Source organism: Halococcus thailandensis JCM 13552 (genome assembly GCF_000336715.1).
In the GTDB taxonomy this organism is placed as follows: Archaea; Halobacteriota; Halobacteria; order Halobacteriales; family Halococcaceae; genus Halococcus; species Halococcus thailandensis.
In genome coordinates this window covers 1-22927 of sequence record NZ_AOMF01000165.1, presented here as the reverse complement: position 1 = coordinate 22927, position 22927 = coordinate 1, and the positions used below count along the sequence as shown (strand labels likewise).

Here is a 22927-nt window from a genome sequence, read left to right as displayed (position 1 = left end):
GACTGAATGGGCGTGCATGAGTGCAGAGCAGACACAGCGGCCCATCCGCTGTCTCGTCGCCAAGGTCGGACTCGACGGCCACGACCGCGGAGCACACGTCATCGCGCGCGCTTTCCGTGATGCGGGCTTCGAGGTCGTCTATTCCGGCCTCCATCGCTCGCCGGACGAGGTCGTTCAGGCCGCCGTCCAGGAGGACGTCGACGTCCTCGGGATCTCCATTCTCTCGGGGGCACACAACACGCTCGTTCCCAAGATCCTCGACGGACTCGACGAGTACGGCGCGCTCGACGACACGCTCGTCATCGTCGGCGGGATCGTCCCCGACAAGGACGAGGACGAGCTCAGGGAACGGGGCGTCTCGGCCATCTTCGGCCCCGGCGCGTCGATGGAGGACACCATCGAGTTCGTTCGCGAGAACGCCCCCGAGCGCGAATGAGCGGGCTGCTCGACCGCCTGCTCGACGGCGATCACCGTGCGCTGGCGCGGGCGATCACGAAGATCGAAAACCGAACGCCGGGCCACCGCGAACTGGTCTCCGCGCTCTACGACCACACCGGCAACGCCGAGGTCATCGGCATCACCGGCAGTCCGGGTGCGGGCAAATCCACCCTCGTCGACAAGGTCGCCGAACACTACCGAGATCAGGGATTGACCGTCGGGGTCATCGCCATCGACCCCTCCTCGCCGTTCACCGGCGGCGCGGTGCTCGGCGACCGCATCCGGATGGCCTCGAACGTGGGCGACATGGACGTCTTCTTCCGCTCGATGAGCGCGCGCGGGAGCCTCGGCGGTGTCTCGATCGCCACCGCCGACGCGGTAAAGGCGCTCGACGCCTTCGGCAAGGACCGGATCATCGTCGAGACCGTCGGCGCCGGCCAGAACGAGATCGATATCGTGAAGACCGCCGACACGGTGACGGTGCTCGTCCAGCCCGGCAGCGGCGACGACGTGCAGATGCTCAAGGCCGGCATTCTGGAGATCGCCGACGTATTCGTCGTGAACAAGGCCGATCTCGACGGTGCCGATAGGACTGTTCAGGAGTTACAGGAGATGCTCCAGCTGCGCGATGACGACCGCGGGCGCTCCTCGACCGACCACCACGCGGGCCATCACGCCGAGTCGGCCGAGGCGGTCGCGCTCCAGCGCACGGAGGCCGAGAACGGCTGGACACCGCCGATCGTCGAAGCGGTCGCCACCCGCGGCGAGGGCGTCGAGGAGTACGTCGAGGCGCTCGACGACCATCGCGCACATCTCGAAGCGACGGGTGAACTCGACGCGAAGGCGCGCGCCCGCTACGCCGAGGAGATCCGAACCCTCCTGCGCGAGGACACTGCCGACCTCCTGACCGAGGAGATCACCGCCCGCGGCGGCATCGACGAACTGGTCGCGAGCGTCACGGCCGGCGAGACCGATCCCTACGAGATCGCCGATAGCGTGCTCGCCCCCATCGCCGACTGTGCCCGCCAGCAGCGCGATTCCTGAACTGATCGGGTTTTCGAGAATCGATCTGTCGCGGACGTTTGACAACGTGGAAGTAGCGACTGGGCGGTGTCAGCGCGCGATCGCCAGCGCGACTTTTTCGATCGGGTGACGCGGCGCGGTTTCGCCGGGTCGATCGCCGAGCTGGGTCCGACAGGAGGTGCCGGGTGCGACGACTTCCTCGCCGCTGCTCTCGTCGACCTGCTCGAAGAGGATGTTCCCGATCGCCTGCGAGAGGTCGTAGTGCTCTTCCTCGTAGCCGAACGAGCCGGCCATGCCACAGCAGCCCGAATCGAGTGGGTCGACCGCGTAGCCGGCCCGTCTGAGAACCCCGACCGCGTGGTGGTCCTTGTTGAGCGCCTTCTGGTTGCAGTGGCCGTGGTAGGTGAGCGATTCCTCCTGTCCTGTAAACTCGATCTCCTCGTCGAGTCGCAGCACGTCGATGTATTCGAGCACGCCGTAGGCATTGCCCGAGACGCGCCGGGTTGAGTCGTCGTCCGGCAGGAGATCGAGATACTCGTCCTGGAACATGACGGCGTCCGAGGGTTCGGTGAAGACGACCGACCAGCCGTCCCGAACGTAGGGGTCGAGCGCCGCGACGTTCGTCTCTGCACGCCCGCGCGCCTCGTCGAGAAAGCCCTTCGAGTAGGCCGGCCGACCGCTCGACACCACGTCGTCGGGGATCTCGACGTGGACGCCCGCCGCTTCGAGCGTCAAGATTGCGGCCTTCCCCGGCGTGGTGTTGCTGTAGTTCGTGTAGGTGTCGGGAAAGAGTAGCGCCTTCTCGTTGGCGTCGGCGAGCGGGACCTTGGAGCCGCCGCGGGCGGCGAACCACTCCTCCAGACTCTCGCGCTCGAAGTGGGGGAGTTCGCGCTCAGCGGCGATGCCGGCGACTCGTTCCATCGTGGTTCGTGCGCCCGGCAGTTTCGTTCCCCAGTTCGACAGCGGCGCGAATCGGCTGCCGAGCGCGGCCAGACTGTCGATGTTGGCGAAGAGGCGCTCGCGGAGGCCTGCTCCCTCGCGCTCGTGGTACTCGTGTTTGACCTCCGTCTTGATCTTCGCCATGTCGACGCCGGTGGGGCAGTCGCTCTTGCAGCCCTTACAGCCGACACAGAGGTCGAGCACTTCCTCCTGGAACCGCTCGGAGAACATCTCCTCTTCCGAAATTTCGCCGGAGATCCCCGCCCGGAGCATGTTCGCCCGCCCGCGCGTCGTCTGGATCTCCTCCTTCGAGGCACGGTAGGTCGGACACATCGTGTTCGAATCGGTCTGCCGACAGGTGCCACAGCCGTTGCAGAGCTCGATGGCGTGGGAAAAGCCGCCCTCGCGCTCGAAATCCATCTCGGTCTGCGGCTCGAGCGAGGAGTAGTCCGCCCCGTACCGGAGGTTCTCGCGCATGTCGGCCGGCTCCTCGTCCCAGTAGACCACCTTCCCTGGGTTCATCCGCCGGTCGGGATCGGCAGCGAGTTTGAGTTCCTGGAACGCGCTCCAGAGCGCCTCGCCGTACATCTTCGGGTTGAACTCCGTGCGCGCGAGCCCGTCGCCGTGCTCGCCCGAAAAGGAGCCGTCGTGCTCCAGCACGAGCGAGGTGACGTCCTCGGAGATCGAGTGCATCGTCTCGATCCCTTCGCCGTCCTTGAGGTTCAGAATGGGTCGGATGTGGAGCGTGCCCGATCCGGCGTGCGCGAAGTAGGCCGCCGACGTGTCGTGCTCCTTCAGAACCTCTTCGAACTCATCGACGTACTCGGCGAGTTCCTCGGGCGGCACAGTTGCATCTTCGATGAACGGGTAGGGTTTCGGATCGCCCTCCAAACTCATCAGGAGCGGAATCGCAGCCTTACGGAGCTTCCAGAGCTTCAACTGGTCTTCCGGCGTGTACGCCTCCAGTACCTCGAAGGCGCTTCCCTCGTCGACGAAGTGGGCGTTCGTCTCACCGATCGCGTCCTCGAAGTCGTCCCGGAGTTCCGAGTCGTATTCGAGCATCAGCGCCGCGGCCGTCCCCTCGGGGATCGGTTCGGCGTACTGCGCGAACTCCGTCGACTCGCTCGCCAGCCGGAACACCTCGTCGTCCATCAGCTCGACGGCGCTCACGTCGAAGTCGAGCGCCTCGGGGACGGCCTCCATCGCGTCGCCCAAACTCTCGAAACAGTAGAGCGCGAGCGCGGTCTCGTCCGGTTTGCTCACGAGTTCGAGCGTTGCCTCGACGATCGTCCCCAGAGTCCCCTCCGCACCGACGAACAGCTTCGTGAGGTTGATGGCTTTCTCGCCGGCCTCGTTCTCGTAAATGGCTTTGTGGAGGTTGTAGCCCGACACCGACCGTTTCAGGGTCGGATAGCGCTCGGCGATCTCCGCCTCGTTCTCCTCGACCAGTTTCCGTACCGTGCGATAGAGTTCGGCCTCGCGGTCCTCTTTCCCCACTATGCCATCCCACTCGGGGCTGTCGAGGACCACCTCGCGGGTGTGGATCAGCGAGCCGTCGGCGAGCACGACCCGTAGCTCCTCGGTGTAGGCGTCGGTGATGCCGTAGCGCACCGAGTGCGCGCCGGTACTGTTGTTGCCGATCCCGCCGCCGATCGTCGCCCGGTTCGAGGAGGCGGGATCGGGCGCGAACTTGAGATCCCACTGATCGAGGTGATCGTCGAGGTGATCCTGGACGACGCCGGGCTGGACGGTTGCCGTTTGCCCATCGGGATCGACGTCGAGGATCGAATCCATGTGGCGGGTCGTATCGAGCACGACACAGCCCGGCCCGACGGCCTGCCCGGCCAGCGACGAACCGGTGCCGCGCGGGAGCACCGGCGTGTCGTGGTCGGCGGCGACCCGGATCGCCGCCCGGACGTCTTCGGTGTCGCGCGGGCAGACCACACCGGCGGGTCGGGCCTGATAGATGCTGCCGTCGGTCGCGTAGAGGATCTGGGAGTATTCGTCGAAGCGCACTTCGCCACGGACCTGCTCGCGGAGATCGGCGGCGAGCGCGCGATGCTCGGCGACGTCGGCGTGATCGTGACCGAGCGTGTCGGCCGAGGTTTGGATGTCCGGTGGGTCGTAGAACTCGTCGTCGACGGCCATACGTTCGATGGGCGCGAAGCGCTGTTAAGAGCTATGATAACGGATACCAACTCCGCTACAGCAGCGACTCGACGAGGCCGGATTTGAGGAGCGTTATCAACAGCGTCAGTACGGGTACGCTCAGGAGCGTCGTCGTGAGGACGGCCGCGCTGACGTACTCCGGGCCGCTGACGCCCGCCGGCGGTTCGCCGCCCAGCTCGATGAGCAGGATGAGCGACGTGATCGCCGCCGGTGCGGCACATTCGAGGACGAACACGCGCGCGACGGTCGTGTTGCCGAAGTCGAGCATGGACACGATGGCGAGCCCGACGGCCGGCGCGACGAGGAGTTTGAAGACGTTCGCCGGGCCCACGCGCGACAACGCCGCCCCGTAGTTCGCGCTCGCCAGCTGGATCCCGACGAGAATGAGCATCAGCGGGATCGACGCGTCGCCGACGAGCTGGATCGTCGTCATCGTCGCGCCGTCGGCCGGCGGGACGAGCCCAAGCGCGCGCACGACGAGCGCGAGCACGACCGCGTAGACCAGCGGCAGTCTGAACACCTTCGTGAGCGCGCCGAGGCCGCGCGCGCCGCCGGCCCGCGAGGCGAGATACACCCCGACGGTGTAGATGACGACGCTCTGAGCGACCAGATAGAGGACCGCCGTCGCCCGGCCGGTCTCGCCGAAGGCGAACTCCGAGAGTGGGATCCCGTAGTTGCCCGAGTTCGAGAAGGCACTCACCAACACGAACGCGCTCTGTATCGGCTCGCTCTCGCCGAGCACGCGCCCGACGCCTTCCGCGAGCCCGACCATGACCAGGATGAAGACGACGACGCCGACGAACACCTTCGCCAGCGTCGCACCGCCGACCGTGGTCGTCGTGAGGCTGTGGAAGACCAGCGCCGGCACGAGCACGTAGACGGTGACGGTGTTGAGTGGGCCGACGTCGATCTCGCGAACGCGTCCGAGGACGAAGCCGACCGCCGCGATGGTGACGATGGGGAGGATGGCCGTGGCGAAGACCGAGAGCAGCGACATGGCTCGGCCTACTCAACACCGGGTTACGAACGTTGCGAGACGATTCTGTCCGCTCATCGCTCCGGAACGAGCACGAGTTTGCCCAGGAAACTCTCCTCCAGGACGGCGCGCTGGGCATCGCCCGCCTCGTCGAGTCCGTACTCGCGGGCGATGTCGATCGTGAGATCGCCAGCATCCATGAGCTGGGCCAGCCGGGCGAGCGGCACGCGGAAGTCCGGCGTGTTGAACATACTCATGAACTGGTAGGAGACGTCCTTGCTCCGGGCGACGCCGTCGTTCTCCAGCCCGACTGCCGGATCGCTCTCGCCGATGCCGACCACCCGCGCGCCGGTCGCGGCGACGTCGGCGTCGAACTGGAGGTAGTCGTCGAGGCGATGGTCGAGGATCACGTCGACGCCGTCGGTGCCCGGACCCGCGCTCGCGACTTCCTGCACCGCGTCGACGAGATCGTCCCGCGAGTAATCGAAGACCGCGTCGGCACCCAGTTCGGCGAGGCGGTCGTGGTAGTCCGGACTGGCGGTCGTCAGCACCCGTGCACCGGTCGCGGCGGCGAGCTGGACCGCGACGTGGCCGACCCCGCCGGAGCCGCCGTGGATCAGACAAGTCTCGCCGAGTTCGAGACCCGCGTGATCGACGAGCGCGCGCCAGGCCGTCACGCCGGCGACGCCCGCCGCACCCGCCGCAGTCGTGTCCACACCGTCGGGCAGCGTGACGAGTCGATCCGTGGGGACGGCGACGCGCTCGGCGTAGCCACCGTAGTGGTCGCGGCCGATGCCCGTCCCGTAGACGCGATCGCCGGCCGCGAATCCATCGACCGCGGAGCCGGTCTCGTGGACTTCGCCGGCGACATCGGTTCCCGGGATCATCGGGAGCGCGAACGGTTCGTATCCCCCGTCTCGGAAGTAGGTATCGACTGGGTTGACGCCGGCGGCGTGGACATCGACGAGCACTTCATCGTCGCCTGGCATTGGGTCGTCGATCTCCTCGGTCGTGAGTACGTCCGGACCGCCGTGGTCGTGATATCTGACGGCGCGCATGACGGTGACTCGTCGACCGACGGGAAAAATCTACCTCCGAGAGGGCTTTGTCCGTCGGCGGTCAAACGACCCCGATGCGGCTGATCGCCCACCGCGCTTTCGCCGACCGCTATCCCGCGAACACGCTCGTCGCCATCGAGAACGCGGTCGCCGACGCGGACGTGATCGAACTCGACGTTCGACGGTGTGGCTCGGGCGAGCTCGTCGTCTTCCACGACGAGGTAGTCGACCGGGCGACCGACGGCTCCGGGCGCGTCGACGAACTCCCGCTCTCGCGGCTCGAAGCGCTCGACGTACACGGGACGGGCACGGGAGTGCCATCGCTCGCGACGGCCGCCGACGCGATCCCGGACGGGACGGGGATCAACCTCGAACTGAAGGAGCGCGGGATCGCGAACGAGGCGATCGCGGCTGCTTCGACCGTCGACAACGAGGTCATCGTCTCGTCGTTCGACGGCGAGGCGCTCGACCAGCTCGACACCGACGATCCGACCGTGGAGCTGGCCTATCTCTTCGGACTGAACACCGACGAGGACTTCGAGCATGCACTCGCGCTCGACTGTGGGTATATCCACGTCCACTGGAGCCACTGGCTGCTGACCGACGCGATCGAGCGTGCCCACGACGCCGAGATGAAGGTGAACGTCTGGACGATCGATAGTTCGATCGCGATCGGGCTGCTCGAACGGGCCGGCGTCGACGGCGTCATCGCCGATTCGCCGGACGTGCTCTGAGATGGGGACGGATCGGCGAACAGTGGTCGTCAGTGAGCCGTCAGCGACGAACGTGTCTGATATCTGTCCAACGAACGGCCAGTTCGCCGGGCGAGCGACGTCGTGAATCGCGGGGATTTATGCGCTCGCCACTCCGTTCACGAAGTGATGCGACTCCACGAATATCAGGCAAAGGAAGTCTTCGCCGAGGCCGGCATGCCGACGCCCGAGTCGGCGCTGGCCGAAAGCACCGACGAGGTGCTCGACGCGGCCGAATCGATCGGCTATCCGGTCGCGGTGAAGGCACAGGTCCACGTCGGCGGGCGGGGGAAGGCCGGCGGGATCGAACTCGCCGAGAGCGACGACGAGGCCCGCGAGGCCGCCGACTCGATTCTCGGGATGGATCTCAAGGGCTACACCGTCGAGCGCGTGCTCGTCGAACAGGCCGTGGACTTCGTCGACGAGCTCTACGTCGGCGTGACGATGGATCGCGGCGCGGGCGAGCCCGTGGCGATGGTCTCCTCGGAGGGTGGCGTCGACATCGAATCGGTCGCCGAGGAGAGCCCGGAGGCCATCGCGCGCGAACACGTCGATCCCGCCTTCGGCATGCACCACTATCAGGCCAACCGGGCGGTCTACGACGCGGGCGTCGATCGCGAGGTCGCCTCCGACGTCGCGAGCGTGCTCACGACGCTGTTCGATCTCTGGGAGGATCGCGACGCGAGCGAGGCCGAGATCAACCCGCTGATGATCACGGGCGACGACGAGGTCGTCGCGGCCGACGCGGTGATGAACATCGACGACGACGCGCTCTTTCGCCAGCCCGATCTCGCCGAGATGGAGGAGGCCGCGGCAGGTGACGATCTCGAAGCGAAGGCCAACGAGTACGGGTTCGACTACGTCCGTCTCGACGGCAACGTCGGCATCATCGGCAACGGGGCCGGGCTCGTCATGACGACGCTCGATCTCGTCGACTACTACGGGGGCGAACCGGCGAACTTCCTCGACATCGGTGGCGGCGCGAAGGCCGAACGCGTGGCGAACGCGCTCGACATGGTCTTCTCGGACGACAACGTCGACAGCGTGGTCTTCAACCTCTTCGGGGGCATCACCCGCGGCGACGAGGTGGCACGCGGCATCAACAGCGCCATCGAGGAGTTCGACGAGCTTCCGAAACCCGTCGTCGTCAGGCTGGCAGGGACGAACGCCGAGGAAGGCATGGAGATCCTGAACGCCGACGCGCTCGACGTCGAGCAGACGCTCGAAGGCGCGGTCCAGCGAGCCGTCGAGCAGGCCGGAGGTGCGCAATGAGCGTCCTCGTCGACGAGGACACGCGCGTCGTCGTCCAGGGGATCACCGGCGGCGAGGGCGAGTTCCACGCCGGTCAGATGATGGAGTACGGGACGAACGTCGTCGCGGGCGCGGTCCCCGGGCGGGGCGGCGAGGAGGTCCACGGCGTGCCGGTCTACGACACCGTCGCCGGCGCTGCCGAGGCCGAGAACGCCGACGCATCCGTCGTCCTCGTCCCGCCGGCCTTTGCGGCCGACGCCATCTTCGAGGCGCTCGATTCGCCCGTCGATCTGGTGGTGGCGATCACCGAGGGCATTCCGACCCAGGACATGAGCCGCGTCAAGAAGCGCCTCGGCGAGACCGACAAACATCTCGTCGGGCCGAACTGTCCCGGTGTCATCACACCCGGCGAGGCCAAGTTGGGAATTCTGCCGGGCAACATCTTCTCGTCGGGCAACGTGGGACTCGTCTCGCGCTCGGGCACCCTGACCTACCAGGTCGTCGATAACCTCACCGACCGCGGACTGGGCCAGACGACGGCGATCGGCATCGGCGGCGACCCGATCATCGGGACGGACTTCGTCGACGCGCTCTCGCTGTTCGAAGCGGACCCGGCAACCGAGGCGGTCGTGATGTGCGGCGAGATCGGTGGCAGCGACGAGGAAGAGGCCGCCCGGTACATCGACGAGAACATGGACACGCCCGTGGCGGGCTTCATCGCGGGCCGGACCGCGCCCGCCGGCAAGCGGATGGGTCACGCCGGCGCGATCGTGAGCGGTTCCGGTGCCGGCACCGCCGAGAGCAAGATCGAAGCGCTCGGCGACGCCGGCGTGCCCGTCGGCGACACGCCCGAGGAAGTCGCCGACAACGTCGAAGAGCTGCTGTAACCCGACGATTTCCCGTTTTCGATCGTTTTTGAGGCCAGTCCTGCGATCCGATCGGCTCTGAGTTGGCGATCACCAGCAGAGCGTGGCAATTGGTAACAACATTTAAGCGACTGGCTGTGCAACACTGCGACGCAGACACGCGGGGTCTGCGCTACGCTCGGCCGACACGGGGCCGCCGAGTGTGGGAGCATACGCGAACCACGGGCCGGGGGCCAAACCGGCCGGCCCGTTTTTCGCTCGCGATCACGAACGGTAGCACCGACGACAACGAACTGTTTCGGAGACGAAACACATATCCTTTCATCCGACTAAACGAGTCGTTGGATGCAGCACAGGAGCCGTTTATCGGCTACGACGAACGATACGATATCCCCCGAAGGGCACTACCGTCGGACGGCGGACCCATGTTAGAGGAGTTCTTCGTCCGGCTGGCCGGCACGGACCCGATCTGGCAGGCGCTCGTCGGCGGGCTGGTGATCGCCGGGCTCAACGCCGTCGGCGCGCTGTCGGTGATCGTCTGGCGCGATCCGAGCGAGCGCGCGCTCGACGGCGCGCTCGGCTTCGCCGGCGGGGTCATGCTCGCGGCGAGTTTCACGAGTCTCATCATCCCCGGCATCGAGGAGTACGCCAACGGGAGCCTCTTTCCGGTCGTCGTCGGCGTCCTGCTCGGCGCGATCGTGCTCGACCGCGGTGAGAAGTGGGTTCCCTACGTGCAGCGTCTCGTCACCGGTCGCAGCAGGGAGGAGCTCTCGACCGACGGGGGCGAGGCGGTTGCGGCCCACCGCGCTGCCAGCGAGCGCCGCATCACCCCGCTCATCATCTTCATCGTCGCGATCACGCTGCACAACATGCCCGAGGCGCTCGCGGTCGGCGTCGGCTTCGGCTCGGGCAACCTGAGCAATGCCATCGCGCTGATGCTCGCCATCGGCATCCAGAACATCCCGGAGGGGCTCGCAGTCGCGGTCGCCGCCCGCAACGCCGGGCTTGGATCGCTGTTCTACGCCGGCGTTACGGGGATCCGCTCGGGACTCGTCGAACTCCCGATCGCCGTCTTCGGCGCGGTCGCGGTCTCGTTCGCCGCGCCCCTCCTGCCCTACGCGATGGGCTTTGCCGCCGGCGGTATGCTCTACGTCATCATCGACGAGATCGTCCCCCAGACCCACGAACGCGGCCACGAGCGGGTAGCGACGCTCGGCACGATCGTCGGACTGGTCGTGATGCTCTCGCTCGACGTCGCGCTCGGCTGAGATCGATTCGGATGCCTCGCTCGCGAGCGATCGCCGCGACCACAATCGATATCGCCGTCACACACCCATTCGAGACGTGTCCGACGCCCACGAGACGCTCCGCGAGGACCCCGTACTGCGCGCGCTGATCGAGGAGTTCGGCGAGATCGAGATCGACACCGCCGAGGATCCCTTCGAGCGACTGGTCGTCTCGATCATCAACCAGTCGATCTCGACGGCCTCGGCGAACGCCGTCCGCGAACGCGTCTTCGAACGATTCGACGAGATCACGCCGGCGACGGTGCTCGCGGCCGACGCCGACGCACTCAGCGATGCGGGTCTCGGGGAGGCGAAAACCGAGTACGTCAGAAACGCCGCCCGCGCGTTCCGCGAGCGCGATCTCGGCCGCGAGGGGCTCGCCGACGCGTCCGACGAGGAAGTCATCGACGAACTCGGTGAGATCCGTGGGATCGGCGAGTGGACCGCGCGGATGTATCTCATCTTCGCGCTCGGTCGCGAGGACGTCCTCCCGCTGGGTGATCTCGCGGTGCGCCGCGGCATCGAATCGCTATACGGCGATGGCGAGGAGTTGACACGTGCGGAGATGCGTGAGATCGCCGAGCGCTGGCGACCCTACCGCAGCCTCGCCACGCTCTACATCTGGCACCACTACGAGTCGTAGCCCTCGCGGCGATCGGTGCGCACGCCATACCGGCCGGTTCGATCCTTTCCTTCCTCTCGCTCGTCCGTCGATACGACCCGTCCACGTGGAGTCGAGCGGGTCGGCGTCTGTCGGTCAGCGATGATCGTGGGCGGTGAGGTGAGCGTGACCGCTTTCGCCGGGTGGACAGAGTTCGACGGTCGCGTGATCGACGTCGTTCGTGGCGAGCACGTCGTGCACGCGTCGGGTGAGCGCGTTGTCGTCGGCGGCGGTGTCGGCTTCGACGTGTGCGGTGGCGATGGTGATCTCGCTGCAGATCTGCCACGCGTGGAGATCGGCGACCCGTTCGACGCCGTCGGTCTCCTCGATCGTCGCGCGCACTGCTTCGGTATCGAACGGCGTGCGGTGGAGGAAGATCCGGCCGCTCCCGCGCAGGAGCTTGCCCGCGCTCCAGACGATCACGAGTGCGATGAGTCCCGCCGTGATCGGATCGATGATTCGGATTCCCGTGTATTCGACCGCGAGCACCGAGACGATGACCGCGATCGACCCGCCGGCGTCGCCGAGGAGATGGTAGAACGCGCCGCGCTCGTTGAGGCTCATCTCGCCGCCCTCGATGACGTAGACTGACAGCAGATTTATCACGAGACCGCCGACGGCGATGGCGAGCGTCGGCCCGGTGGCGATGGCGACGGGATCGACGAAGCGCTGGTACGCCTCGTAGAGGATGAAGCCGACCATCGGGAGCAGGAGTGCGCCGTTGACGAACGCCGAGAGCGGTTCGAGCCGATGGAGGCCGAACGAGTAGCGGTCGTCGGTGCCGTAACGGGCGGCGACGTAGGAGGCCGCGAAGGCCATCACGTACGCGAGCGCATCGAACAGCATGTGGATCGCGTCACTCAGCAGGGCGACCGAACCGAACAGCAGCCCGCCGGCGAGTTCGGCGAGGAAGCCGAGCAGGTTGATCGCCGCGACGAGCGCGAGATTGCGCGTGCTCGTGTCGCCATGATCGTGGCCTGTTCCGTCTCCGTGGCCACCGACCCCACCACCCTCTTGCTCACCAGTGTGCGCTGGCATATCGCTCATTACCGACTATCGGTTCTCCGGATGTATTAACTCTACTGTCAAAATAGCCCCGATTCATGGCCATAATTAACAATATTTTCGCTGTGAGTTATCATCGATATGCTGGCCGTCCATTGCCGGTATCGGCCGTGGATCGGGAGCCGTCGTGCGGTCTGTGGCGCTATCCGGTGACGTAACGCCTTTATCATGCGGGTTCGACCGTTAACGTGCATGAGTCAGTCGCATAATCGGGGTCTCATCGAGGACTTCGGGCGGTGGCGGGAGTTCGCGCCCGGCATGTGGGCGTGGATATTTCACAAGTTCACCGGCTGGGTGCTCATCGGCTACCTGTTCACCCACGTCGCCGTACTGAGCACCGCGATCTCCGGCCCGCAGTTGTACACGACGACGCTGCGCTCGCTCGAAAGTCTGCTGTTGGTTCGCGTTCTCGAAGTGGGGCTGCTCGCCGTGGCGACCTTCCACATCATGAACGGGATCCGGCTGCTGTTCATCGATCTCGGCGTGGGTCTCGAATCGCAGGACAAGAGCTTCTACGCATCGCTCGTGCTGACGGGTGCGATCGCCGTCGCGAGCGTGCCGACCTTCCTCTCGGGGGCCTTCTGAATGGCCGAACGCTACTCCTCGTTCGATCGGCGCGGCTGGGCGTGGTTCCTCCAGCGACTGACCGCGGCGTTTCTCGTCATCGTACTCGCCTTCCACTTCATGCTGCTGCACTTCGTCAACCACGCCTACGAGATCACCTTCCTCGGCTCGCAGGCACGGATGAGCCAGGTTGGCTACTTCGTCACGATGGTGCTCTTCCTCGTGACGGCGACGTTCCACGGCGTCAACGGCGTGTTCAACGCGCTGGTGAACCAGGGTCTGAAGGGAACCCAGAAGAAGGTCGTCCTCGGCGTGCTGGCAATCGCCGGCGTTGGACTCGTCGTGCAGGGGATCCGACTCGCACTCGCGATGACGGGACTGGTGTAAACACATGAGTACACAGCTACAACGAAGCGAACAGGAAACGGACGAATCGCCACAAGAGCAGCGCCTCGAACGCAAGCGCTTCGACGAGAGCGAACGCGAAGCCCAGCGCACCGAGGAGGAGTCGACCGGCGACGAGACGCCATACGTCCACCTCAAGGTGTTCCGCTACGATCCGGAGGTCGAGGGCAAACGCGAACCGCACTTCGACGACTTCCGCGTGCCCGCACCGCAGGGGACGACCGTGCTCGACGCGCTGATGTACGCCCGCGACGAGTTCGACTCGACGCTCACCTTCCGGCACTCCTGTCGACAGGCGGTCTGTGGCTCGGATGCCCTCTTCATCAACGGCTCACAGCGACTCGGCTGCCAGACGCAGATCCAGGACTTGGACCAGCGGCCCGTGCGCGTCGAACCGCTCCCCCACCAGGAGGTCGAGAAGGACCTCGTGGTCGACATGGAGCATTTCTACGACCAGATGGAGGCCGTCGAGCCGTACTTCCAGGGCGAGACGCCCGACGAGGAGGAGCAGCTCCAGAGCCGCGAGAACCGCGAGAAGGTGAAGATGAGCACGCGCTGTATCTGGTGTGGCGCCTGCCAGTCCTCGTGTAACATCGCCGCCGGCGACAACGAGTATCTCGGCCCCGCCGCGATCAACAAGGCCTACCGGTTCGCGATGGACGAGCGCGAGGACGACGACATCAAGCAACACCGGATGAACATCCTCGAACAGGAACACGGCGTCTGGCGCTGTCAGACCCAGTTCTCCTGCACCGAGGTCTGCCCGAAGGACATCCCGCTCACCGAGCATATCCAGGAGATGAAGCGCGAAGCGGTCAAAGACAATCTGAAGTTCTGGTAAAGTGAGACGATTCCGTCTGCTATGAGCGATTAACGAACCGTTGTAAGCACAGATACCCTAGTTGCATATCAGATAACATATTGAATTTGTACCGGTACGGTTCTTCTTTGGGAGGAGCATTGATCACAAGACCACGCAATGTTGTTCATCTATACCGACCATATCTGTCAGCACCCTTTGAATCACCGAACTGTCGCCGTCCAGTTCCCACACAGCAACTGAACGTCCGAGATGATGCGGCCGTGTGTCGGCATAGCGATGACGTCGACGTCGCGCAACTCGGCATAATCGAGGATTGTGCTGTATGGCTCCCCCTAGAGGACCTCCGTCACAGTAGAGACGCCACGCTCGTGGGCGCGCTCGGCGGCGTCGCTGACGATCTCTTGATACCGACTGATGGCAGCGAGCCAGCGGCTGCAGCCGTCAGTCACGGTATCGCGATCGCCGAAGCAATCGGCGCTCGTATTCATGCGGTCAACATCATTGATGCCGACGCGCTAGCTCCAACACCCGAACACACAGCACCAAAGAAACTACTTGACCGATTCGAAGCAGAAGGCGAACGTACAACCGGCGAGATCGCCACACGTGCTACCAACGCGGGCGTTGACGTGACGACAAGCGTTCGTGAGGGCTACCCAACACGTGATCTCCTCGCGTACGCCGACGCTCACAACATCGATCTCATAGCGATGGGCACAACTGGACAGACGAACCTCAACCGCTACCTCCTCGGGAGCACGGCTGAACGCGTCATCAGACACGCTGAGGTGCCAGTATTGGCAGTCAACGCAAAGGGAAGTATGAAGCGATAACAGCCGACGAGCTAAGCGAACACAGTATAGCAGATAAATGACTGATCAGTACATAGATCTCGTCAAGCAGGGACCAGTGTGCGTGAATTTCAGACGATGATGCTGCATCCTTGGTACTGAGGCCAATCAGAACCACGCGTTCGATGACGCCATTGACTCATCGGCCTTCTCCACCCGTTCTTTCTCCATGTTCGGGGACTTAGCAGGCTTTTATACCATCAGAGCCGACTGTCTCGGTATTGTCCTTCAGAAGGTATTCTCCCGCGATCGCCCTCACGGTCAAGCACGATATACGCCAGCAAAAACTACCTCAGGTGGAGTTCCAAGCTATCCGTACTACTATATGTCAGCGTCATCGACGCCGTCAGCGTCGACGTCGCCCCCAACGAGAAGCGAAGTGAACACAGTAGTCTGAGCACGACGAAGGCGCTCGCTCACGGCCTGATCGGAGATTCCCAGCCGATCGCCGAGTCCTTCGGTCGTAATATCCCGGGGGATCGCAAAATATCCCTCTTCGAGCGCGGTGAGCAACGTTTCACGCTGGGCAGCCGTGAGTCCCGACGTGTCAACCGCTGGTTCATCCGGATGGTAGAGGCGCTGGAGGTTGAGTGGACCATCCAGTAAATCCGTACCCAGATAGAACTGCAACGTTATCTCCTCTCAGCCCCTCTATATGGGTGTTCTCTGTGGAGAANTACCCAGATAGAACTGCAACGTTATCTCCTCTCAGCCCCTCTATATGGGTGTTCTCTGTGGAGAATGTATATCATGTCGCCCAGACCTCACCCCGTCACAATCACCCTGACCGCTCAAGATCGTCTCGATCTTGAAGCGGTCATACGCAAAGCAACCAGCCCACAACGGGATGTGTTCCGTGCGCGTATTGTTCTCCTCGCAGCTGCGGGAGCCACTAATACTGAAATCGCGGAGGAACTCGCCTGCACGAGGAAAACCGTCCGCAAGTGGCGCGGACGCTTTGCTGAGGCTGGCCGGGCCGGGCTCGCGGACGCGCCCCGATCCGGCCGACCACCCATCTACGATGATACCGTCCGTGCGCACATCACCGCTCTCGCGTGTGAACTCCCGGTCAAACACGATCTTCCCCTCTCCCGATTGAGCATCACCGATATTCACATGGTCGCTGTTTCTGAGATCGATCTCTGTCCCTCACCATCAACGATCGCCGCCTGGCTCAAGCACGCGGCGATCAAACCGTGGACGTGGACCTCGTGGAAGACACCACGAGATCCGGAGTTTGCCCAGAAAGCTGCGCCTGTCCTCGATCTGTACAACGGAACGTGGAACGGCGAAGATCTAACTGACGGAGACGTAGTCATCTGTGCCGACGAAAAGACAGCGATCAAAGCCCGGTCCCGGCACCGCAGTCCGCCGGGACCGGGCACACCGTTGCACGTCGAGCATGAATACGATCGCCACGGTGGCTGTACGTATCAAGCGGCTCTCATCGTCGGTACAGGAGAAGTCTATGGACGGTGTGTGACACGGAACACCCGAGCGAATTTCGAGCGACTCGTCGAAGACGTGATGAACCACCCGATCTGCCGTCGAGCAGATCGGGGGTTCTGGATCCTCGACAACGGGACTGCGCATCACCCAAACACGTTCACTGGCTGGCTGAAAAAGCAGTATGACAACGTCGAAGGAGTGCATCTGCCGAAGGGAGCCTCGTGGCTGAATCAGATTGAACTCTACTTCTCAGTACTAACTCGGAAAGCGTTGACTGGTGGGAGCTTCGAGTCGATCGTGGAATTGATGCACCAGATCGCGGGATTCGAAGTGCTCTGGAACGCGGTTCCAGAGCCATTCGAGTGGACCTACACGACAGGTGATTTGGAGCGGTTGCTTGCGAAGCTGCCAGCAATAGCGTAAAGCTCGCTGGAAGCGTCTGAGTAGTATGGTCCCGGTTCCAGAGCCAGTTCGCCGGACGCTCACCGATCGCCTTGAGACCCACGCGCGCACCGCGTGAGGTGAGCGGTGCGCGCGTGTAGACGTTCGCTTCCGCGGCGACTATGTCTACATCGACGCCTTCGAGAGGAATCCATGGATTCGGCCTGATGCATCCGAAGAAGAGCAAGAACGGATCCAACAGACACCGATGAAACTCTGCCGTCTAACGTGGATGGGTGATATTGATTCATGGGAATTCGCCTTCTACAAATACAGTGACGAGCGGTACGAGCCGTCGATTTCCCTCGACGGCTCGTTCGGTGGATCTCCAGAAGCCTGCTTCGACACCGCTGCGCAAGTCTACCTCCGGTAGCGGTGGTCACACGGGGCCTGCTACTGGGTACGGATTTACTGGATGGTCCANCCAGAAGCCTGCTTCGACACCGCTGCGCAAGTCTACCTCCGGTAGCGGTGGTCACACGGGGCCTGCTACTGGGTACGGATTTACTGGATGGTCCATTGAGTATACCATCTCGTCTGCCCTGATCGCTGCAGCCGCAGATCGATCAACCGACAGACCGCCGAAAGATCACGGCAACATCCAACTCGAATGGCTACACATAATCCAGCCACGACGGAAGCAGCCGACCCAGTAGCAACGAACTCAACTGACGTAATGAACGCCGGATGAACTGAGAGAGGAGCGAGCCCTGAAGCTACGAGTCTCAGGATCCCCACGATCGCAGATGCCGACGAGACCGCTGCTATCGCCGCTGCGGTCGGCGCGAACCTCAGCGACCGTGTCGTAACCTGCCTTGCGTTATGCCTCCAAGTAGCCGTCGTACACCATGAACGAAGGGACAATTCAGGCCGCGGAATTCTCACGTCATGAGACGGATTCTATGACACACTCCAACGTACAACGCTGAGTCGAGGTACGATCAATTGGATCGAATCGCTCATGACGTCCACGGAGGAACACGTGAAACGATGTCGATCGTTCGCAGCGCATTCGTCGATCGATCAAACGTGGGACGGGCGCGATGAGCGAGTGGCGACGCCGGACGGGCTACTCGATAGCCGTGCTCGTGATCTTGATGATCGCGTACGCAATCGCCTACTATTACGGAATGAGTGTCTTCGAGGGCGAACCCAAGACGTTTCTTCACTCGTTGCAGGTCGTCATCGAGGCGTTCACCACGACTGGCTTCGGATCGGATTCGCCGTGGACGAGCCCTGCGATGAACGTTCTCGTCATCGCGATGGACCTCACGGGCGTCGCGCTCATCTTCCTCGCGCTACCGGTCGTTGTCTTCCCGCTGATCGAGGAAAGTTTCTCGACGAGCGCACCGTCCAGCGTCACCCTTACCGATCACATCGTCATTTGTGCGTACACGCCACGGGGCGAGATGTTTATCGAGGAACTCACGAGTCGAGGGATACCCTACTTCGTACTCGTAGCCGATCGCGACCGTGCCGACGACCTTCACGAGGACGGCGTGATGGTCGTTCATGGCGATCCGGAGTCACCTGACGCGCTCGCACGGGTAAACCTCGCGGATGCACGGGCACTCGTCGCCGACGCCAGCGACGAGGAGAACGCCTCCATTGTGCTCGCGGCTGCCGAAAGTGACACCCGCGTGCTGACATTCGTCGAGAACACTGGAGCTGCCGACTATCACCGATATGCGGGTGCCGACGATGTGTTTTCTCCGCGCCGGCTTGTCGGCGAGAGCCTCGCGAACAAGGTCACGACCGCGGTCTCGACGGAACTCGGTGACGCCATCGAGATCGATCCAACCTTCGAAATCGTCGAACTGCCTGTTCAGTCGGGCAGTGACCTCGCGGGTACCACGATCGCCGACAGTGCCATTACCGAACGCACGGGCGCGAACGTCATCGGTGCGTGGCTGCGCGGTGAGTTCGTCAGCCCACCGGCCCCCGACACCCGCCTCGACGAGCACTCGCTTTTATTGGTCGCCGGACGCGAATCGCAACTCGAACGGCTAAAGGAGATGACGATGCTTGAGACACGCCCACGCCGGCGTGGGCGTGTGATCGTTGCCGGGCTGGGGGAAGTCGGCAGTACGGTCGCCAAAACAGTCGAAACCGACGGTCTCGAGACCGTGACCGTCGATATCGAAGATCGATCGGACGTCGACGTCGTCGGTGACGTTACCGAGGAAAGCACGCTGCGCGAGGCGGGTATCGAGGAAGCGAGCGCGGTGATCCTTGCACTGCCCGACGACACCCAGACGGTGTTCGCGACGCTCGTCATCCGCGAACTTTCGCCCGACGTAGAGGTGCTTGCCCGCTCGAAGGAAACCGCGAGCGTCCGCAAGCTCTATCGTGCCGGGGCGGACTACGTACTCGCACTCGCTATTGTCAGTGGGCGGATGCTCGCTTCAACCATTCTCGATGAGGAGGTGATGGGCTTCGACAAACAGATCGAGGTGGTGAAGACGCGCTGTTCGGGCCTCGACGGGCGCACGCTTCGGGAGGCCGATATCCGGGCACGCACGGGCTGTACCGTCGTTGCCGTCGAACGCGACGGGACGACGGTCACCGATGTCGGTCCTGACTTCGAGGTACGGGCGAGCGACAAGCTCATCGTTGTCGGCACTGACGTGGCGATGAACCATTTCGCCGCATCGTTCGAGTTGGCTTCTCCGCCTTAAAGGGCGGAGCTTGCGGGTGAACTCCCGTTCTACCCGTCGCGGCTCTCGCTAGAGGCAGGTGAAAATGAGCAGTTCTTGGAGCGTTATCACACTCGAACGAAGAACTGCTCATATTTTGACTAGACAGTGCGTTTAGGAAATCGAACAGCTGGTTCCGTCGGGCGGACTCGCACTGCCGTATTTCTGGATTGAAGAGACCGATAGCGACACCGTCGAGACGGCGCTCCGTGAGGAACCGGCTGTCGATACTGTCCGGCAGGTCGATGCGCTGGATGGTAACCGCCGCCAGCGGGATGAGATGATGTACTTAGGCTGACTGCGTGACTGATCGCCAGACTCTTTCCCAGCAATCCGCGCACAGCTGTGACTGTACTCGTCGGTTCGGGTCTTCTCTACTCTCATCCGAAAGGATGAGCTGGTGTCTAGGGTAGCGTGATACGGACGCTGGCCTTCCACATCGTGCGCATTCTTTGCCTTGCATTATTTATCTCCCACGTGATGGTAGCTACCCGCTTTCGTGTGTATTGTGTTTGCAATTGACGGGTGATACTACCGAGAGAGTGGGACGCTCACCTAGAAGTATTTCGGGAAACCGTAAGCGGTTCCCTCACCTTGTGTGACGGTAGGTGAGGGGTGAACTATCGAATTGTTACCCAAGGTCGCAATCGCATCTGGAACTCCTTTGACAATCATCAGTTGCTCTCTGGTCTGATTGCTCTCTCGAAAACGGTCGCACGTACATCTCCCGCCATGCAGATTAGCGATATCGTCGATAGACTCTCTCGATGAGCAAACTTGGCATCTGCTCGGGTTCGTACGACTGATTCGTCCACACGAGATTCTCGAACCGTGCTGGTCGATCGAGCAACTGCTGCAATGGCGTGCACATACAGCTGACACCACCCACTCAGTGCACACGAATCTGGGGCTTGATCGGTCGCTATACACGCGAATTCGCTACCCTCATGTGATCATCGAGAATCAGCACTCTATCGACGTCCAACCCGTGCCGTCGCACTAAAAAGCGGTTCTCAGCACACCCGAAATCGTTTCGGGGGCGAGCACCAATCCCTTAGTACGGAATCGCATCCAACAGGAAACACTCACCCTCATCGGGGCGTTCTCCCCGTTTTCAGGGCCCGATGGCCCTTTCGTCGTCGATGCTGTCGTGTGTGTGCTGAGTTGAGGGGTCACTTGCTTCATCGAATGTGGGACCGTCGAATCGACGGAAACCATCATGTCAGTCTCACCTCCAGCCGTCGCCAAGAGTGCAGAATACAGTCGCACGATCGCCCTGGTCCCATATCCACGGAGACCCGGACGATGAGCGTCATCGCCAGTATCTCGATTGACGCCGACGACTTCGTTCTCGGGGAAATTCTCGCCGACACCACCACCAGAATCGAGCTCACCCAGTTCGTTCCCGTCGACAACCAACTCATTCCCTACTTCTGGAAGGAACACGACGGCGATCGCGAGGCGTTTGAGGAGACCGTTCGCAACCACCCTGCCGTCGCAGAGCTCTCCAACCTCGATGGTCGGGTCAACTCCCATCTCTACCGAATCGACTGGACTGACGAGGACGACGGGTTCCTCAATGCGCTTCGCGATCAGGACATCCTGATCGAGGAGGCGTCCACCACTGACGGCGAGACGTGGCTCTTTCAGCTACGTGCCATCGACCAGAGCGAACTCTCGGCGTTTCAGGAAGCTTGTTACGAGCACGATGTCCCGCTCGACATCAAGCGTGTCGTCCACAACCCCGATATGTCCGATCGCAGCAGGGGACTCGTCGGCGTCACGCCCAAACAGGAGAGAGCGCTCGAGCTCGCACTCGAACGTGGATTTTTCAACGTCCCGCGTGACATCTCCGCCGACGAACTCGGCGAGGAACTCGGAATCACCGGCCAGGCGTTCTCCCGCCGCCTTCAGCGATGCCAGCAGAGCATCTTCATGAACCTCCTCTCCAAACAGAGCCGCCAGTAACCACCCGGCGAATCTGCCGCTATTCGATCACCGCTGAGTCGGATTCGGCGTTTCTCTCGGGATATAATGAACGAATACTCGCGATAAAACCCCTATATACGGACGGTTCATAAAGGATGCTGCAGGGTATTCGGCCTCCGATTGCTGTTAAAACAGATGCCTGAAGTTGCAAACTGTAGGATGTTCGCCACCAACCAATACGTGCGGGTGTTCGTGTCGCCCGGGGTTCACGGCGCTCGCGTCTACCCAAACTGTGGGGACACACTTCGCGAGAAGAGGACGGTCCGCGAGGCTCACTCGCCGTGCCATACCAGTGACTGAACGTACCCAGCCGCTGAGCGCGCCGACACCAGGGTCGTCAGCAGCCACCGATGCAAGCACCGCCCGTTTTCAGCTCTCCGCCGAGGAGTTCGCGTTCGCCGACCTGTTCGAGCAGGTTCCCGACGCGACGATCGAACTCGAACCTGCGGTTGCCAACCCCGACAACCACGCCCTACTGGTGGTGGAGACTGACGCCAACCAGCGCACCGTTGATGCCGCACTCCAGTCTTCGACGAGCGTCACCGCGGTCGAAGGATTCGGGAGCCACGGCCACAGAGCGAGGTACCGCGTCATCTGGGAGGGAAGTCCCCGACGAGTGATACAACGATTCACCACCGAGGGCGTCACGCTTGTCGGCGTTCACGGGAAGGAGGGACGCTGGGAATTCCGCGTGGTGGCACCCGAACGAACCGCGCTCGCACAAGCCCACGAGGCTTTGGAAGACCTCGGCTGCAACCCTGAGTGTCTGAGCATCTCTCCGTTCAAGGGCGGGTGGTCAGGTTGTGTCAGTGTAACCGAGAAGCAACGCCAAACCCTCACCAGAGCCTTCAAGATGGGCTATTACAGTGTTCCACGGGAGGTTACGATGGAGGAACTCGCTACCGATCTCGATGTCTCTCATCAGGCGCTCTCCGAACGGTTTCGGCGGGCACATCAGGAACTGATCCAAGACGCGAACATCATCACATGAGGGAGACGGACCGCGAGAACGGCGAAATTGAGGGCGTACCAAGCAGCATGAATGTCGTCGCACAGGGATCTATCGAAACCTCCGATGCGGATCTCGACCGAGTGCTTACCGAGTTCACCGAGGACGAGCTCATCGTGATGCAGCCCACTGGTTATCGCTTAAGCCCAGAATGAGCGGTGAGTGCGGAAGCTGGTTTGCTGAGTGCTGTGGGATTTCTCAGAAGTAGAGCACGAA

General features: G+C 62.9%; 21 protein-coding genes. 16 read left to right on the top strand and 5 right to left on the bottom strand.

Annotated features, from left to right (window positions below; translation table 11 throughout):
• The first annotated feature begins 16 nt into the window (after positions 1–16).
• Both C451_RS13795 and meaB read left to right on the top strand, forming a co-directional pair.
• The gene (locus tag C451_RS13795; protein WP_007741507.1) at positions 17–436 is read left to right on the top strand and encodes a cobalamin B12-binding domain-containing protein; all 420 of its coding nucleotides are present in this window, start codon (positions 17–19) and stop codon (positions 434–436) included.
• Positions 433–1482: a methylmalonyl Co-A mutase-associated GTPase MeaB gene (meaB, locus tag C451_RS13790; RefSeq protein ID WP_007741506.1), complete on the top strand. Its 1050-nt coding sequence runs from the start codon at positions 433–435 to the stop codon at positions 1480–1482. Before C451_RS13795 ends, meaB begins: the two co-directional genes overlap by 4 nt.
• 69 nt (positions 1483–1551) lie before the next feature.
• Here meaB and C451_RS13785 read toward each other — a convergent pair whose 3' ends face one another.
• Genes C451_RS13785 through C451_RS13775 form a run of 3 tightly spaced genes read right to left on the bottom strand, consistent with a single transcriptional unit; the run spans position 1552 to position 6603 of the window.
• On the bottom strand, positions 1552–4548 hold the full coding sequence (locus C451_RS13785) for an FAD-binding and (Fe-S)-binding domain-containing protein (protein WP_007741505.1): 2997 nt from the start codon (positions 4546–4548) through the stop codon (positions 1552–1554).
• Between the two features lie 55 nt (positions 4549–4603).
• Positions 4604–5566, bottom strand: coding sequence for an AEC family transporter (locus C451_RS13780; RefSeq protein WP_007741503.1), 963 nt, complete (start codon positions 5564–5566; stop codon positions 4604–4606).
• 53 nt (positions 5567–5619) lie between these two features.
• A complete protein-coding gene (locus C451_RS13775) occupies positions 5620–6603 on the bottom strand; it encodes an NADPH:quinone reductase (RefSeq protein ID WP_007741502.1) in 984 nt (327 codons plus the stop codon).
• A gap of 74 nt (positions 6604–6677) precedes the next feature.
• On the opposite strand from C451_RS13775, the gene C451_RS13770 reads away from it, so the two are divergent.
• From C451_RS13770 to C451_RS13750, 5 genes are all read left to right on the top strand, one after another.
• Positions 6678–7337: a glycerophosphodiester phosphodiesterase gene (locus C451_RS13770; RefSeq protein ID WP_007741501.1), complete on the top strand. Its 660-nt coding sequence runs from the start codon at positions 6678–6680 to the stop codon at positions 7335–7337.
• A gap of 147 nt (positions 7338–7484) precedes the next feature.
• Positions 7485–8627 (top strand): ADP-forming succinate--CoA ligase subunit beta, encoded by a 1143-nt coding sequence (gene sucC, locus C451_RS13765; protein ID WP_007741500.1) that lies wholly within the window; start codon positions 7485–7487, stop codon positions 8625–8627.
• A complete protein-coding gene (sucD, locus tag C451_RS13760) occupies positions 8624–9493 on the top strand; it encodes a succinate--CoA ligase subunit alpha (protein WP_007741498.1) in 870 nt (289 codons plus the stop codon). The genes sucC and sucD overlap by 4 nt, the downstream gene beginning before the upstream one ends.
• A 404-nt stretch (positions 9494–9897) precedes the next feature.
• A complete protein-coding gene (locus C451_RS13755) occupies positions 9898–10740 on the top strand; it encodes a ZIP family metal transporter (RefSeq protein WP_049913143.1) in 843 nt (280 codons plus the stop codon).
• A gap of 76 nt (positions 10741–10816) precedes the next feature.
• Positions 10817–11401, top strand: a complete 585-nt coding sequence (locus C451_RS13750) for a DNA-3-methyladenine glycosylase family protein (protein WP_007741496.1) — start codon at positions 10817–10819, stop codon at positions 11399–11401.
• A 114-nt stretch (positions 11402–11515) separates the two neighbouring features.
• On the opposite strand, the gene C451_RS13745 is transcribed toward C451_RS13750, so the two are convergent.
• Positions 11516–12466 carry a cation diffusion facilitator family transporter gene (locus tag C451_RS13745; RefSeq protein WP_007741495.1) on the bottom strand — a complete coding sequence of 317 codons (951 nt, stop codon included), beginning with the start codon at positions 12464–12466 and terminating at the stop codon, positions 11516–11518.
• Positions 12467–12676: 210 nt separating this feature from the next.
• Here C451_RS13745 and sdhC point away from each other — a divergent pair, with 210 nt between their 5' ends.
• The 4 genes from sdhC (at position 12677) to C451_RS13725 (ending at position 15109) form a co-directional block, all read left to right on the top strand.
• Positions 12677–13069 carry a succinate dehydrogenase, cytochrome b556 subunit gene (gene sdhC, locus C451_RS13740; RefSeq protein ID WP_004053050.1) on the top strand — a complete coding sequence of 131 codons (393 nt, stop codon included), beginning with the start codon at positions 12677–12679 and terminating at the stop codon, positions 13067–13069.
• Positions 13070–13435, top strand: coding sequence for a succinate dehydrogenase hydrophobic membrane anchor subunit (locus C451_RS13735; protein ID WP_007741491.1), 366 nt, complete (start codon positions 13070–13072; stop codon positions 13433–13435). It abuts the gene before it with no gap.
• Between the two features lie 4 nt (positions 13436–13439).
• Positions 13440–14294 carry a succinate dehydrogenase/fumarate reductase iron-sulfur subunit gene (locus C451_RS13730; protein WP_007741490.1) on the top strand — a complete coding sequence of 285 codons (855 nt, stop codon included), beginning with the start codon at positions 13440–13442 and terminating at the stop codon, positions 14292–14294.
• A 242-nt stretch (positions 14295–14536) separates the two neighbouring features.
• The gene (locus C451_RS13725) at positions 14537–15109 is read left to right on the top strand and encodes a universal stress protein (protein ID WP_241431241.1); all 573 of its coding nucleotides are present in this window, start codon (positions 14537–14539) and stop codon (positions 15107–15109) included.
• 339 nt (positions 15110–15448) lie between these two features.
• Here C451_RS13725 and C451_RS13720 read toward each other — a convergent pair whose 3' ends face one another.
• Positions 15449–15757: a helix-turn-helix domain-containing protein gene (locus C451_RS13720; protein WP_007741486.1), complete on the bottom strand. Its 309-nt coding sequence runs from the start codon at positions 15755–15757 to the stop codon at positions 15449–15451.
• 219 nt (positions 15758–15976) lie between these two features.
• On the opposite strand from C451_RS13720, the gene C451_RS13710 reads away from it, so the two are divergent.
• The 5 genes from C451_RS13710 to C451_RS22655 all read left to right on the top strand — a co-directional run bounded on the left by C451_RS13710 (position 15977) and on the right by C451_RS22655 (position 22866).
• Positions 15977–16999, top strand: coding sequence for an IS630 family transposase (locus tag C451_RS13710; protein WP_241431240.1), 1023 nt, complete (start codon positions 15977–15979; stop codon positions 16997–16999).
• Positions 17000–18060: 1061 nt separating this feature from the next.
• Positions 18061–19695 (top strand): potassium channel family protein, encoded by a 1635-nt coding sequence (locus tag C451_RS13705; protein ID WP_007741481.1) that lies wholly within the window; start codon positions 18061–18063, stop codon positions 19693–19695.
• A 1323-nt stretch (positions 19696–21018) separates the two neighbouring features.
• Complete coding sequence (locus tag C451_RS13700; RefSeq protein WP_007741480.1) at positions 21019–21681, top strand: helix-turn-helix domain-containing protein; 663 nt, start codon at positions 21019–21021, stop codon at positions 21679–21681.
• Between the two features lie 313 nt (positions 21682–21994).
• A complete protein-coding gene (locus tag C451_RS13695) occupies positions 21995–22693 on the top strand; it encodes a helix-turn-helix domain-containing protein (RefSeq protein WP_007741479.1) in 699 nt (232 codons plus the stop codon).
• Positions 22690–22866 carry a hypothetical protein gene (locus tag C451_RS22655; RefSeq protein WP_161605865.1) on the top strand — a complete coding sequence of 59 codons (177 nt, stop codon included), beginning with the start codon at positions 22690–22692 and terminating at the stop codon, positions 22864–22866. The genes C451_RS13695 and C451_RS22655 overlap by 4 nt, the downstream gene beginning before the upstream one ends.
• The last annotated feature ends 61 nt before the right edge of the window (positions 22867–22927 follow it).

What these genes read in the sequence shown, in the direction of transcription:
- sdhC (WP_004053050.1), top strand. Translation starts at nt 12,677, where the DNA reads ATGAGTCAGTCGCATAATCGGGGTCTCATCGAGGACTTCGGGCGGTGG.
- C451_RS13775 (WP_007741502.1), bottom strand. Translation starts at nt 6,603, where the DNA reads ATGCGCGCCGTCAGATATCACGACCACGGCGGTCCGGACGTACTCACG.
- C451_RS22655 (WP_161605865.1), top strand. Translation starts at nt 22,690, where the DNA reads ATGAGGGAGACGGACCGCGAGAACGGCGAAATTGAGGGCGTACCAAGC.
- C451_RS13795 (WP_007741507.1), top strand. Translation starts at nt 17, where the DNA reads ATGAGTGCAGAGCAGACACAGCGGCCCATCCGCTGTCTCGTCGCCAAG.
- sucD (WP_007741498.1), top strand. Translation starts at nt 8,624, where the DNA reads ATGAGCGTCCTCGTCGACGAGGACACGCGCGTCGTCGTCCAGGGGATC.
- C451_RS13755 (WP_049913143.1), top strand. Translation starts at nt 9,898, where the DNA reads ATGTTAGAGGAGTTCTTCGTCCGGCTGGCCGGCACGGACCCGATCTGG.
- C451_RS13735 (WP_007741491.1), top strand. Translation starts at nt 13,070, where the DNA reads ATGGCCGAACGCTACTCCTCGTTCGATCGGCGCGGCTGGGCGTGGTTC.
- C451_RS13705 (WP_007741481.1), top strand. Translation starts at nt 18,061, where the DNA reads ATGAGCGAGTGGCGACGCCGGACGGGCTACTCGATAGCCGTGCTCGTG.
- C451_RS13785 (WP_007741505.1), bottom strand. Translation starts at nt 4,548, where the DNA reads ATGGCCGTCGACGACGAGTTCTACGACCCACCGGACATCCAAACCTCG.
- C451_RS13730 (WP_007741490.1), top strand. Translation starts at nt 13,440, where the DNA reads ATGAGTACACAGCTACAACGAAGCGAACAGGAAACGGACGAATCGCCA.
- sucC (WP_007741500.1), top strand. Translation starts at nt 7,485, where the DNA reads ATGCGACTCCACGAATATCAGGCAAAGGAAGTCTTCGCCGAGGCCGGC.
- C451_RS13745 (WP_007741495.1), bottom strand. Translation starts at nt 12,466, where the DNA reads ATGAGCGATATGCCAGCGCACACTGGTGAGCAAGAGGGTGGTGGGGTC.
- C451_RS13780 (WP_007741503.1), bottom strand. Translation starts at nt 5,566, where the DNA reads ATGTCGCTGCTCTCGGTCTTCGCCACGGCCATCCTCCCCATCGTCACC.
- C451_RS13700 (WP_007741480.1), top strand. Translation starts at nt 21,019, where the DNA reads ATGAGCGTCATCGCCAGTATCTCGATTGACGCCGACGACTTCGTTCTC.
- meaB (WP_007741506.1), top strand. Translation starts at nt 433, where the DNA reads ATGAGCGGGCTGCTCGACCGCCTGCTCGACGGCGATCACCGTGCGCTG.
- C451_RS13770 (WP_007741501.1), top strand. Translation starts at nt 6,678, where the DNA reads ATGCGGCTGATCGCCCACCGCGCTTTCGCCGACCGCTATCCCGCGAAC.